Raw genomic sequence first — 12,464 nt, 5'->3', positions numbered from 1 at the left:
GCCGTAAATCCTTCCCTGGAGGCTTCACTGCCGCATCCCTGCGGCAGAGACCCGGCTAATCTGCTCCGCAACACCGCCTTCTGGCTGCGGCGTGGTCTGTAAGTGGTCTGGCAGCGGCTAAGGTCAAAACCTGCTCCGGTGTCAGGGCTATGTTGCGGGTCAGAACGCCGGGGCGCCGTAAACCCCTCCCTGGGGGCTTCACTGCCGCATCCCTGCGGCAGAGACCCGGCTTATCTGCTCCGCAACACCGCCTTCTGGCTGAGGAGTGGCCTGCCAGTGTTCTGGCACTGAGCGATCTCAGAACCTGCTTCAGCCGCGTTGGTTTTATCACGGTCCTAAAGGTCAGACCCCGCATCAGGGTGTTTCGGACAATCAGACTGCCCTCCTTCCTATCGGAACTGAATTATCTGCCAATAATTACGATGTCTGGATTCCAGCACGGAAACGTTCTTTAACAGCGACAACTTAGCCTGAGGCCAGGCGGGGACCGTTGGCTGAGCGGACCGTCGAGCGCAGGGATGCGCGAGTCGAGCCCACACGGATGTGCTTGCGGCGGGTCCGCGTGACAACGGTCCCCGCAGGGCTTTGCACCCATTTACCGCAAGGACAGCAAACGTTACAGATGCCAGCTAGGTCAAAACCTGCTCCGGTGACAGGGCTATGTTGCGGGTTAGAACGCCGGGACGCCGTAAACCCCTCCCTGGGGGCTTCACTGCCGCATCCCTGCGGCAGAGACCCGGCTTATTTGCTCCGCAACACCGCCTTCTGGCTGCGGAATGGGCTGGAAGTATCCTGACACCGGATCATCTCAGAAGCTGCTTAAGTGGTATGCCTTTGTTACCACGGACCTGAAGGTCAGAACCACTTCCGACAGGGAAGATATTATCTGTCGAAGGTTTTGTAACCCGCGGCAGGGCCTGAAGAGGTTTTTAGCAACGACAAAGCGGCCTGAGGCCAGGCGGGGACCGTTGGCTGAGCGGACCGTCGAGCGCAGGGATGCGCGAGTCGAGCCCACACGGACGTGCTTGCGGCGGGTCCGCGTGACAACGGTCCCCGCAGGGCTTTGCACCAGGTACCCGCAACAACAGTAAACATCACAGGTGCCAGTTCCCCACATACTGTCATCCGTAAGGTCAAAACCTGCTCCGATGACGCGGCTATATTGTTAGCAGGAATGTCAAAACCTGCTCCGGTGACACGGCTATGTTGCGGGTCAGAACGCCGGGACGCCGTAAACCCCTCCCTGGGGGCTTCACTGCCGCATCCCTGCGGCAGAGACCCGGCTTATCTGCTCCGCAACACCGCCTTCTGACTGCGGAGTGGCCGGTGAGTAGTCTGACACTGAGCGATCTCAGAACCTGTTTTATCGCTGGCCTTACAACCAAAATCTGCATCTTGATACGGCGGACAACGGGCGCAAGAGCCGCATCTAATCTTAACGGAATGATATATCGGTAGTTCTGTAAACCGAGCCTGAGCGTAAGAACGCTTTTAACAGCGACAACGTAGCCTGAGGCCAGGCGGGGACCGTTGGCTAAGCGGACCGTCGAGCGCAGGGATGCGCGAGTCGAGCCCACACGGACGTGCTTGCGGCGGGTCCGCGTGACAACGGTCCCCGCAGGGCTTTGCACCATCTCCCTGCAGCAACAAAGCTGCACCGCAGGGCTTTGCACCCCCTCCCTGCAGCGACAAGGCTGCGCCGCAGGGCTTTGCACCCGCCTCCCGGCGACGGAAGTAGATGCCTGAACGGCGGCGGCGGGTCCTCAGGAACTATCTTTCGTCGCGGCGGCCCGGCGTAGCGCTCCAGATGCGGCGAATATGTACCGTCACCTCTTCGCGATCGTGATAAAGCTGACGTGCCTGTATTTGCGCATTAATACCGCCTGCCTTCAGCTTTTCATCAATCATCGCCAGATTCTGCGAAACCTCTTCATAACGCTTCTTCATCGGCAGCTTAAGATTAAAAATAGCCTCCCGACACCAACCGTTCACCAGCCAGTCGGCCATCAGGTTAGCCACGCGAACCGGTTTTTCCACCATATCGCATACCAGCCAGTAAATATTGGTACGCGTAGGACGGTATCTGAAACCATCTTCACGGTGGTGAAAAACCTGCCCGGTATCCATCAGCGAAGGCGCCATAGGACCATTATCCACCGCATGCACCATCATGCTGCGTTTCACCAGCTGGTAGGTCCATCCTCCTGGACAGGCACCCAAATCGACGGCGTAAAGACCGCTGCCCAGACGCTCCTCCCACTCATCGGCAGGGATGAAAACGTGAAAAGCCTCTTCCAGCTTCAGCGTAGAGCGGCTTGGCGCATCGGAGGGAAACTTCAGGCGCGGGATGCCCATAAAAAATGTGGAATTGTTCTCCGGCAGGGAGTAGCCCACATAACAGCAGCCCGGCGCGATGAAAAACACGTGTACCACGGGCCGTTTAGCACTCTCATAATTTAACAGCACGCCGGCAGCACGCAGGCTGGCACGCAGCGGAACGGTGAATTTACGACAGAACTTTAGCAGCTCTTTACTCTCATTGGTGTCCGGCACCTCGACCCGCAGCTCTCCCGCTTTTTCTACCACACCGGTTAACATTCCGGTTACCGGAGAGACACGATCTTCCGGCGGCAGATCGCGAAGCAATTCGCCTACCACCACCATCTGACGGCAAAAAATGAGCTGGCTGAAAGGCAGGGTTTTGATGAGCTTTTCGGCATCTTCAGCCTGGTAGCACTCATACAATACATAGCCTGAGTCTTCCTTCACTCGCGCAAAGCCGAACACCTCATGTTCAGCCGCTTTAGCACTGATTTCCGCTGCACACTCTTTCTCAAAGCCCTGACGGCAATAGAGTAAAATTTTATTCATGGCGTTCTGCCCTTACTTTAAGACGCAGTGCGCCAACTAACATTAATATCCATCCAGCCAGGAAGCAGGTGCCCCCGACTGGCGTAACATAGACCCACAGACGAAGATGCGAGAGCGCCAGGCAGTAAAGACTCCCGCTGAATAGCACCGTACCCAACGCAAGGAATGCGCTGCTCCAGTAAAACCAGATATTGGCACGGCGCTGCATCGCTGCCGCCATTCCCAGAATGGCAAGGGTGTGGAACCCCTGATATTCCAGCCCGGTTTTCAGCCAGGCCATTTCCGCTGCTCCCAGCGACTTGCTCAATACATGTGCGCCAAAAGCACCCAGCATCACGTAAATGAATCCGCTGATGGCTGTAAAAATCAGCATGGCACGACTCGACATTCGGTCAATCCTCGGTTGGTGATCGCGCCGCCTTAGCCACGCGATGCGAAATCAGCTATCAATTCTCGTAGCGGAAGCGGAAGTTTTCCTGCTCGCTGGCCGCTTTTGCCAGGATCCACTGACGAAAGGCGGCTATTTTACCCAGTTCTGCCTGGCTGTCATGGCAAACCAGATAAAAAGCATTTTTACTGACTAAAACGTCGTTAAATGGACAGACCAGTCGGCCCGCTTCCATTTCTGTCTGCGCCATCACGTTATTGGCCAGCGCAACCCCCTGCCCATGAATTGCCGCCTGGAGCACCATGGCGCTGTGGCTGAATATAGGGCCCTGCTGTACGTTGATATGCGCCACCCCCAGCTGGCGGGTATAGGCCTGCCAGTCCCGACGGGAGGCATCGTGCAGCAGCGTATGGTACGCAAGGTCCTCGGGCGTTTTTAGCGGATGTTCACCGGTGAGGAGCTGGGGGGCACAGACCGGCAGCAGATATTCCGCATACAGCTTTTCTACACGCAGCCCCGGCCAGTTGCCTCGACCGTAAAAAATCGCCACGTCAACATCGTCGGCCAGCTTCTCTTCCTCACGGTCAACCGCCTGGATACGCACATCAATTCCCGGATAAGCTGAGTTAAAGCTGGAGAGGCGCGGCACCAGCCACTGAATAGCAAAGCTCGGCAGCAGGCTAACGGTGAGCGCCCCTTTCGCGCTTCGGGCCTGGAGCTTGCGGGTGGCGTCATTAATGGCGCTGAATATCTCTTTGATATCGAGATAGTAGCTCTGCCCTTCTTCCGTCAGCAGCAGCGATCGATTGCGGCGACGGAACAGCTTAAGGCCAAGGAAATCCTCCAGCGACTTGATTTGGTGGCTGACGGCAGCCTGGGTGACGAACAGCTCTTCAGCCGCTTTGGTGAAGCTGAGATGACGAGCGGCGGCATCAAAAACACGCAGCGCATTTAATGGGGGAAGACGTTTCGACATGGTTACCGGATTGATGATTGCGTAAGGATTACGCAGCGCTCCTGACGGAGATTTACGTATTAGTTTTTTTTATCCGAGCCATTATAATTTGTCCGTTGAGGATGCACCAGCAAATACCTATAGTTGCCGCACTTCCTGAGCCGGAACGAAAAGCACATTGAAATTTAGGCGTTTACGCAGAGTTTTGAGGGGCTTTTGGCTTGTGGTCGTGATGTTGTGTTTGCATTTGATCTGACTCTTTTCAGATCTGGTAGCCTGGCTACCTTATTATTCCTGTAGATTTACCCTGTCTGTCCATAGTGATTAGTAGCACCGCAAATTGCGGTGCTTTTTTTTGACTGAAGCTTACTGCCCCATTTCAACCATCTCTTTCACATCTGAGCGGTTAATCTGCTGCTTGTTGCCATTGGCATCTTTGTAGCTGATCATACCGGTATCCGTGTCGACAACAGGTTTGCCAGAGGCGACGATAGTACGGCCATCGTTGGTGTGCATTACATAGTTACTGGAACAGGCAGCCAGTGCAAAAGTCATGGCGCAGGCGGCCATAATAGCAGCGAATTTTTTCATCTTTATATCTCCTTGCAGATAGAAATGCGATAAACCACCCGAAGAACACGTCCGGTGAGCAAAAAAAAGATAAATTGCCTGCCCGAAAGGCTCTTATTGCGGATAATAGTTTAAACCTTGCATGAATCAGCATAACGCGCTTTTCCGACATTGCCAGAAAAACGCATTAAATTCAGTCTGGTCCTGGTCATTCCGTCATCAACGCCGAGGAGAATATGACGTCATTTATCCCTGCCCGGTTTCGCCAGCAGTTTCCGGCACTCAGCGATGCAGGCACCTATCTGGACAGCGCGGCGACCGCACTTAAGCCTCAGGCGGTGATTGAGGCGACGCGGCAGTTTTACAGTCTGAGCGCTGGTACGGTGCATCGCAGCCAGTATGCTGCGGCGCGTGAACTGACCGGGCGCTACGAAAATGCCAGAAGTCAGGTTGCCCGCCTGCTTAACGCCCCGCAGGCGACGGATATTGTCTGGACAAAGGGCACGACCGAGTCCATTAATCTGGTGGCGCAGGGCTATTTTCGTCCCAGACTGCGGCCAGGCGATGAGATCCTTGTCAGTGAGGCGGAACACCACGCGAACCTCGTTCCCTGGCTGATGCTGGCCTCGCAGACCGGGGCAAAGGTGGTGAGATGGCCGCTGGGGGTGGATTACCTGCCAGATGTCGCCCGCCTTCCTGCACTGATAACGCCCAGGTGCAAAGTGCTGGCGCTGGGACAGATGTCCAACGTGACCGGAGGCTGTCCCGATTTGGCTCAGGCGATTGCGATTGCACATCGGGCGGGGGCAAGAGTGATGATTGACGGCGCGCAGGGGGTGGTACATGCGCCAGCGGACGTCGCCGCACTTAATATTGATTTCTATGCATTTTCCGCCCATAAGCTCTATGGCCCCATGGGCACGGGGGTTCTCTACGGTAAAACGTCGCTGCTGGAAGAGATGCAGCCCTGGCAGGGCGGCGGGAAGATGCTCAGTACGGTAGACTTTGACGGCTTTACGCCACAGCCCGTTCCGTGGCGCTTTGAGGCAGGTACGCCAAACGTGGCGGGCGTGATCGGGCTGAGCGCGGCGCTCACCTGGCTGGAGGAGGTTGATCTCGCCGCCGCAGAGCGCTGGAGCTGTGGACTGGCCGACAGGGCCGAAGAGCGACTTTCCGCCCTGCCCGGCTTTCGCAGCTTTCGCGCCAGCCGGTCAAGCCTGCTCGCGTTCGATATCAAGGGTATCCATCATAGCGACGTCGTCACGCTGCTGGCAGAGATGGGTATCGCCGTGCGCGCGGGCCAGCACTGTGCCCAACCGCTGCTGCGCGCATTGGGCGTGAGCGGTACGCTTCGGGCATCGTTCGCCCCCTATAATACGCCAGATGACGTCGACAGGCTGGTCACTGGCCTCACCACCGCTCTGGAACTTCTGGCAGATTAAACTATGACAATTTCTATACTCGCACCGCATCCCTTCGGCGAACAGATCACCGCCGCTGGCCTGGAGCAGACTTTTTCTGCACTGAATCAGTGGGAGGATCGTTACCGCCAGCTGATTCTGCTCGGCAAACAGCTGCCTGCGCTGCCAGAATCACTCAGGGTGGCGGAAATTGAGCTGAGCGGCTGTGAAAACCGCGTCTGGCTGGGGTGCCAGCCTTTGCCTGATGGCCGTCTGCATTTTTATGGCGACAGCGAAGGACGCATTGTTCGGGGGCTGCTCGCAGTGCTACTGACCGCCGTGGAGGGCCAGCAGCCTCAGTCGCTACTGGAAAAGGATCCGCTGACGCTGTTTGACGCACTGGGGCTGCGCAATCAGCTGAGTGCGTCGCGTAGTGCCGGGCTGGACGCGCTGGCCGGGGCGGTATTAAAAGCCGCCGAACAGCATTAGCAGCGCGGCACCCACGAGCCTTTGTCGCAAGGGTAACGCGGCGATACAGTAACTTATATAAGCAGGGAAAGGCTGACTTACCCGCCAGCGCGTTCATTAACATTAGCCTGACGGAACAGGCTAATGCGGCAGATCGTTCATCCTATAAGCTGTTCTGTCAGGCGCGTGCGGCTTTCGCCATCATCTTTTTAAGAACGTGTGAAACCGCCACGAAGCCAAAGGTGGCGGTGACCATCGTCGCCGCACCAAATCCTGATGCGCAGTCCATCCGCTTCGGCCCTTCCGCCGTGCTGCGTGACGGACAAACCGACCCGTCCGCCTGGGGATACATCAGCGCTTCGGTGGAAAAAACGCAGTCGATTCCCAGCTTGCCCTTGCTGTTTTTGACAATATTAAAGTCATGCTTCAGTCGCTCACGCAGCTTAGCCGCCAGCGGATCCTGAATCGTTTTCGCCAGGTCGGCAACCTGAATCTGCGTCGGATCGATCTGCCCGCCGGCCCCACCGGTGGTAACCAGGGGTATTTTATTGCGGCGGCACCATGCCAGCAGCGCCGCTTTTGGCCGCACGCTGTCAATAGCGTCAATAACCCAGGTAAAGCCTGCGCCCATCAGCTCGGCGGTGTTGTCCGGCGTAATAAAATCATCCACGCAGGTGACTCTGCATTCCGGATTAATCGCCAGCAGGCGGGCTGCCATCACCTCGGTTTTGGCCTGACCGACCGTCTCTTTCAGGGCATGGATCTGACGGTTAGTATTGGTGACGCAGACGTCGTCCATATCAATCAGCGTAATCGCGCCGATGCCGGTGCGCGCCAGCGCTTCGGCGGCCCAGGATCCGACGCCGCCAATGCCCACCACGCAAATATGGGCATCAGCGAACAGCTGTAGCGCTGACTCACCGTACAAACGGGCGGTTCCGCCAAAGCGTTGCCGCCAGGCGTCAGAAAGAGAAGACATGCTATACCTCAGAATTCACAGACGGGCTGGTGGTCCAGCCCGTGATAAGCGTTACTGGCTAAAGGGTGACGATCCGCTGCTATTTTGCGCCATTGAAAAGACCGGCGTACCCGCACCGGGTGCGGCTTTCAGCACCCAGACGCGGCCATAGTGGTTAAACCACCCGGCCATGTGTCCGGCTTCATCGCCAATGCCCTGATAAATGTCGAAATGCTGGCCTTTTATCGCGCCGCCCACGTCCAGCGACACCATCATGCGCATCTCATACTTACCGGTAAACTTACCTTTATTGTTCAGTAGCGGGACTTCCGCCAGCAGAGCAGTGCCCGGCGGAATGAGCGAGCGATCGGATGCGACCGAGGCCTTTGCCACCAGCGGTACCGCACTGGCCCCGCGAACAGGCGTAAAATTCTCCGGCTTAAAGAAAACGAATGAGGCATTCTGCTCCAGCAGTTCCCGCACCTCGGCCGGGCTGTGTTCCTCGCCCCACTTGCGGATAGCCTGCATCGACATATCCTCCCGCTTTACCTCTCCCCTGTCGATAAGCACTTTACCGATGCTGCGGTACGCGTGGCCATTTTTACCGCCGTAGCCGAAGAAGGTTAGCGGGCGTCCGTCGCCATAATTTACGTAGCCGCTTCCCTGCACGTCCATAATGAAGTTATCCATCAGGGAGTTGCTGTAACCGATAACGTAGCGATCGCTCAGCGCGCCGCTGTAGATTTCGGCACGGGAAGGCAGTTTTTTACCCCGGCTGCGCGGGGGCATGCGGTATAGCGGGTACTGGAAGTCACCCTGACGGGTGTAACGCGCCTGAATAACCGGCGTGTAGTAACCGGTAAACTGCACGTTGCCATAATTATCCATGCCTTCCATCTGGTAAGCATCAAGGCCAAACTGACGCAGCTGGCGCGTATCGCCACCCGCCATCAGCCAGCCCTGTATGGCATTAAAGGTACTGGTATTACGCGAAAACATGGCGGGCGAAGCGTATTTGATTTCCGTCACCTGATCGGCAAAGTCTCTCCCGTTCACCGGCCGGCCTTTTGCATTGGGCTGATTAACCAGTCCCAGAGGCGCGTCCAGTTTGCCATCCTTATACTGCTGCCCACGGTCGGTAGGTTTTGAAGAACATCCCGCCAGCAGGGCGATTAGCGCCCCGGTTACTGCATACTTCGCCCAACGTCCTTTCATTGTTCTCTTACCTTTATGCGGAATTCCTGGCCGAAGATAGCAAAGCCCTCCCCAGATTTAAACGTGCCGACGGAAAAGTTCCCTCACCATAGTGTAACAATAGAGCAGAGCGTTGATAAAGTGAGCAGAAGGCGCTATTTTCATGACTTTATTGCAAAATAGGGTTGCATCAAAAGCCACTCGGCGTATAGTGCGCTTCCACGGACGCGGGATGGAGCAGCCTGGTAGCTCGTCGGGCTCATAACCCGAAGGTCGTCGGTTCAAATCCGGCTCCCGCAACCAATTCTCCCAGTGAGAAGCAGTAAGCAAGAAAAGCTGTCGTGATGGAAGCGACAGGTGTATTATACGGACGCGGGATGGAGCAGCCTGGTAGCTCGTCGGGCTCATAACCCGAAGGTCGTCGGTTCAAATCCGGCTCCCGCAACCAATTCTCCCTGTGAGAAGCGGTAAAAAGAAAAGCTGTCGTGACGGAAGCGGCAGGTGTAGTATACGGACGCGGGATGGAGCAGCCTGGTAGCTCGTCGGGCTCATAACCCGAAGGTCGTCGGTTCAAATCCGGCTCCCGCAACCAATTTAACACCTTAACGGGTGTTTTTTTGTTTCTGACGTTTGCCAAACCTCTTTTATCCCCTCCTGCCAGGCTAATTCCACTCTTATCCGCTCCCGCAAGCCTTACGCTGCCGCTTATGCACACTCGCGCCCCACGGGAAAGGACGCTGTCTTACTGATTCTGTTATTTTACCCGGTGATGCGCAGCACTGCTGGCGATCCACGTTTTAATCCCCGCCAGAATGGCTTCGGCGACCTGCTGCTGAAAATGGGCGGTGCGTAGTTTTCTCTCCTCCTCGGGATGACTGATAAACGCCGTCTCGACCAGAATGGAGGGAATGTCCGGGGCTTTCAGCACCGCAAAACCCGCCTGGTCGATGGTTTTCTTGTGCAGGTGGTTGATTTTCCCCATATGCCTTAGCACATCCTTACCCAGCTTCAGGCCGTCATTGATGGTCAGACGCTGCACCATATCGAGCAGGGTGTGGTCGAGATAGCGGTCACCGCTCATACTGACGCCGCCTATCAGATCGGATTCGTTTTGCGTGCGGGCCAAAAAACGCGCCGCAGCGCTGGTCGCCCCCTTTGTCGAAAGCGCAAAAACGGAGGAGCCGCGCGCCGCGCGATTGGTAAAGGCATCGGCATGAATGGAGATAAACAGATCCGCACGCTGCCTGCGCGCTTTGGCCACCCTGACCTGTAGCGGAATAAAAACGTCCTCATTACGCGTCATCAGGGCGCGCATATTGGGCTGTTTATCTATCAGGCTTTTCAGACGGCGGGCAATTTTCAGCACCACGTCTTTTTCGCGCGTCCTGTGTTTGCCCACCGCGCCGGAGTCTTCGCCTCCGTGGCCCGGATCGAGCATGATAATCATTGGCCGGTCTTTACCTGCCCTGCCCGGTAACGGCGTTGTGGCAGGCGTGTGCTGCGCTAAATCACCCTTATTATATTCGTCCAGCAGGGCCAGCAGCGGGTCGTCCTCGTGGTGGTGACTGATATTACTGGCCGGATAGAGATCCAGAACCAGCCGGTTTTTAAACCCGGCGACCGGGTCCAGCGTAAAGACTTTAGGCGTAACGTTTTGCTTGAGCTCCAGTACCAGCCTGACGGTATTGGCGCTGAACTGCCCCACCCGCGCACTCTTTATATAGGGATCGTCGCCGCGAACCAGATTTCCCACGCCCTTCAACAGGGCATTGAGATGCATATTTTCAATATCCACCACCACCCGCTCGGGTTTACTGAGTGCGAACTGCCGGTACTTAAGCGGTGAGGTGGATTCCAGCGTCAAACGGGAATAGGTGGAAGAAGGCCAGATGCGGATCGCCACCAGCGGGGTTGCCGCCAGGCCAATCTTGCTGACGCTGAGCAGCCAGACGGCTCCCGCGCACTTAAGCCAGCGGCGTCGGCCAGGTGAAGGTAAATCGGTCATGCTATTCCAGTGTGCTGTTCCATCGGGTTAAAAAATCCAGTCTGGTCTACTATGAGGTAAAAACAGCCAGATAGCGTGCAGGGTGAAAACTGTAGCGAAACAGGCTGCCAGTGTCATCTCTAAATTGCGCGGCCCGGCTGCACTTTTGGTTAACTGTGTAATCACGTTGATTGAAAGTCGGTAACAATTGCCGCTTGCTTCCGCAGGCTAAAAAGAATAAAAATACAGTTTTACCGAATAATAATTCATTGAGGGTCTGTCGTGAAGGAACGGAGTACCGAGCTGGTTCAGGGTTTTCGCCATACTGTCCCCTATATCAATGCCCACCGTGGTAAAACCTTCGTCATCATGCTTGGCGGCGAAGCCATAGAGCATGAAAATTTTTCCGGCATCGTTAATGATATTGGGCTGCTCCATAGCCTGGGCATTCGCCTGGTGGTGGTTTACGGTGCGCGCCCACAGATTGATGCGAACCTGGCCGAACACCAGCTTGAACCCCTTTACCACAAGTATACCCGCGTTACCGATGCGCAGTCGCTGGAGCTGGTCAAGCAGGCAGCCGGACGCCTGCAGCTTGATATCACCGCCCGCCTGTCGATGAGTCTCAATAACACCCCTCTCCAGGGTGCTCATATCAACGTGGTGAGCGGCAACTTTATCATTGCGCAGCCTTTGGGAGTGGATGAGGGCGTGGATTATTGTCATAGCGGGCGCATACGCCGTATTGATGAAGAGGCGATTCACCGGCAGCTGGACAGCGGCGCAATTGTGCTGATGGGGCCGGTGGCCGTTTCCGTCACCGGGGAGAGCTTCAATCTCACCTCAGAGGAGGTGGCGACGCAGCTCGCGATTAAGCTTAAGGCAGAGAAGATGATTGGCTTCTGTTCCGGTCAGGGCGTCACGGACAGCGAAGGCAACGTTATCTCCGAGCTTTTCCCTAATGACGCACAGCAGCGCATTGAGGCGCTGGAAAAGGAAGATGACTACCTGTCAGGGACGGTGCGTTTTCTGCGCGGTGCGGTCAAAGCCTGCCGCAGCGGCGTGCGCCGCAGCCATCTGATTAGCTATCAGGAAGATGGCGCCCTGCTTCAGGAGCTGTTCTCACGCGATGGGATTGGCACCCAGATCGTCATGGAAAGCGCCGAGCAGATCCGCCGCGCCACCATCAATGATATCGGCGGAATTCTGGAACTTATCCGCCCGCTTGAGCAGCAGGGAATTCTGGTACGCCGTTCCCGCGAACAGCTTGAGATGGAGATTGATAAATTTACCATCATCGAGCGCGATAACCTGACCATTGGCTGTGCAGCCCTCTACTCCTTCCCGGAAGAGGAAATTGGCGAGATGGCCTGCGTTGCGGTGCATCCTGACTACCGCAGCTCGTCACGAGGCGAGGCACTGCTGGAGCGCGTAGCCCTTCAGGCACGGCAGATGGGGCTGAAAAAGCTGTTTGTGCTGACCACCCGCAGCATTCACTGGTTCCAGGAGCGCGGCTTTATGCCGGTAGATATCGATAAGCTGCCCGAGAGTAAAAAGCAGATGTATAACTACCAGCGCCGCTCAAAGGTCCTGATGGCCGATCTGCGCCATGCCCGCCAGGCGTAATGATTATGTCCGGCGCTCAGCCATGCCCGCCAGGCGTAATGATTATGTCC

10 protein-coding genes and 3 tRNA genes are annotated in these 12,464 nt (G+C 56.3%); 6 read left to right on the top strand and 7 right to left on the bottom strand.

All coding sequences use genetic code 11. The features are described from left to right. Positions 1-1,770: 1,770 nt before the first annotated feature. From rlmM to AC4PCC_RS03870, 4 genes are all read right to left on the bottom strand, one after another. Positions 1,771-2,871: a 23S rRNA (cytidine(2498)-2'-O)-methyltransferase RlmM gene (gene rlmM, locus AC4PCC_RS03885; protein WP_067707515.1), complete on the bottom strand. Its 1,101-nt coding sequence runs from the start codon at positions 2,869-2,871 to the stop codon at positions 1,771-1,773. Beyond that, positions 2,864-3,259, bottom strand: a complete 396-nt coding sequence (locus tag AC4PCC_RS03880) for a DUF423 domain-containing protein (protein WP_492126463.1) — start codon at positions 3,257-3,259, stop codon at positions 2,864-2,866. Before AC4PCC_RS03880 ends, rlmM begins: the two co-directional genes overlap by 8 nt. Positions 3,260-3,317: 58 nt before the next feature. Continuing rightward, positions 3,318-4,235, bottom strand: coding sequence for a transcriptional regulator GcvA (locus AC4PCC_RS03875; protein ID WP_492126462.1), 918 nt, complete (start codon positions 4,233-4,235; stop codon positions 3,318-3,320). 345 nt (positions 4,236-4,580) lie between these two features. Continuing rightward, positions 4,581-4,805 (bottom strand): YgdI/YgdR family lipoprotein, encoded by a 225-nt coding sequence (locus AC4PCC_RS03870; RefSeq protein ID WP_067707502.1) that lies wholly within the window; start codon positions 4,803-4,805, stop codon positions 4,581-4,583. Between the two features lie 215 nt (positions 4,806-5,020). Between AC4PCC_RS03870 and csdA the strand changes: the two genes are divergently transcribed. After that, the gene (csdA, locus tag AC4PCC_RS03865) at positions 5,021-6,226 is read left to right on the top strand and encodes a cysteine desulfurase CsdA (protein WP_492126461.1); all 1,206 of its coding nucleotides are present in this window, start codon (positions 5,021-5,023) and stop codon (positions 6,224-6,226) included. Positions 6,227-6,229: 3 nt separating this feature from the next. After that, positions 6,230-6,673, top strand: coding sequence for a cysteine desulfurase sulfur acceptor subunit CsdE (gene csdE, locus AC4PCC_RS03860; protein WP_492126460.1), 444 nt, complete (start codon positions 6,230-6,232; stop codon positions 6,671-6,673). 157 nt (positions 6,674-6,830) lie between these two features. Here csdE and tcdA read toward each other — a convergent pair whose 3' ends face one another. Both tcdA and mltA read right to left on the bottom strand, forming a co-directional pair. Continuing rightward, a complete protein-coding gene (gene tcdA, locus AC4PCC_RS03855) occupies positions 6,831-7,631 on the bottom strand; it encodes a tRNA cyclic N6-threonylcarbamoyladenosine(37) synthase TcdA (RefSeq protein WP_492126459.1) in 801 nt (266 codons plus the stop codon). 51 nt (positions 7,632-7,682) lie between these two features. Next, positions 7,683-8,825 carry a murein transglycosylase A gene (mltA, locus tag AC4PCC_RS03850; RefSeq protein WP_492126458.1) on the bottom strand — a complete coding sequence of 381 codons (1,143 nt, stop codon included), beginning with the start codon at positions 8,823-8,825 and terminating at the stop codon, positions 7,683-7,685. 205 nt (positions 8,826-9,030) lie between these two features. Here mltA and AC4PCC_RS03845 point away from each other — a divergent pair. The 3 genes from AC4PCC_RS03845 to AC4PCC_RS03835 all read left to right on the top strand — a co-directional run bounded on the left by AC4PCC_RS03845 (position 9,031) and on the right by AC4PCC_RS03835 (position 9,396). Beyond that, positions 9,031-9,107: transfer RNA gene (locus AC4PCC_RS03845), tRNA-Met, on the top strand. 68 nt (positions 9,108-9,175) lie between these two features. Continuing rightward, positions 9,176-9,252, top strand: a tRNA-Met gene (locus AC4PCC_RS03840). A 67-nt stretch (positions 9,253-9,319) separates the two neighbouring features. After that, positions 9,320-9,396: transfer RNA gene (locus AC4PCC_RS03835), tRNA-Met, on the top strand. A 162-nt stretch (positions 9,397-9,558) separates the two neighbouring features. On the opposite strand, the gene amiC is transcribed toward AC4PCC_RS03835, so the two are convergent. Beyond that, on the bottom strand, positions 9,559-10,809 hold the full coding sequence (gene amiC / locus AC4PCC_RS03830) for an N-acetylmuramoyl-L-alanine amidase AmiC (protein ID WP_492126457.1): 1,251 nt from the start codon (positions 10,807-10,809) through the stop codon (positions 9,559-9,561). A 261-nt stretch (positions 10,810-11,070) separates the two neighbouring features. Between amiC and argA the strand changes: the two genes are divergently transcribed. Then, positions 11,071-12,414 carry an amino-acid N-acetyltransferase gene (gene argA, locus AC4PCC_RS03825; RefSeq protein ID WP_067709021.1) on the top strand — a complete coding sequence of 448 codons (1,344 nt, stop codon included), beginning with the start codon at positions 11,071-11,073 and terminating at the stop codon, positions 12,412-12,414. Positions 12,415-12,464: the final 50 nt, after the last annotated feature.

Source organism: Erwinia sp. L03-1, from assembly GCF_058686115.1.
The sequence above is the reverse complement of the archived record's forward strand: the minus strand, read 5'-3'. Positions and strand labels throughout refer to the sequence as shown.

What these genes read in the sequence shown, in the direction of transcription:
- rlmM (WP_067707515.1), bottom strand. Translation starts at nt 2,871, where the DNA reads ATGAATAAAATTTTACTCTATTGCCGTCAGGGCTTTGAGAAAGAGTGT.
- AC4PCC_RS03880 (WP_492126463.1), bottom strand. Translation starts at nt 3,259, where the DNA reads ATGTCGAGTCGTGCCATGCTGATTTTTACAGCCATCAGCGGATTCATT.
- AC4PCC_RS03875 (WP_492126462.1), bottom strand. Translation starts at nt 4,235, where the DNA reads ATGTCGAAACGTCTTCCCCCATTAAATGCGCTGCGTGTTTTTGATGCC.
- AC4PCC_RS03870 (WP_067707502.1), bottom strand. Translation starts at nt 4,805, where the DNA reads ATGAAAAAATTCGCTGCTATTATGGCCGCCTGCGCCATGACTTTTGCA.
- csdA (WP_492126461.1), top strand. Translation starts at nt 5,021, where the DNA reads ATGACGTCATTTATCCCTGCCCGGTTTCGCCAGCAGTTTCCGGCACTC.
- csdE (WP_492126460.1), top strand. Translation starts at nt 6,230, where the DNA reads ATGACAATTTCTATACTCGCACCGCATCCCTTCGGCGAACAGATCACC.
- tcdA (WP_492126459.1), bottom strand. Translation starts at nt 7,631, where the DNA reads ATGTCTTCTCTTTCTGACGCCTGGCGGCAACGCTTTGGCGGAACCGCC.
- mltA (WP_492126458.1), bottom strand. Translation starts at nt 8,825, where the DNA reads ATGAAAGGACGTTGGGCGAAGTATGCAGTAACCGGGGCGCTAATCGCC.
- amiC (WP_492126457.1), bottom strand. Translation starts at nt 10,809, where the DNA reads ATGACCGATTTACCTTCACCTGGCCGACGCCGCTGGCTTAAGTGCGCG.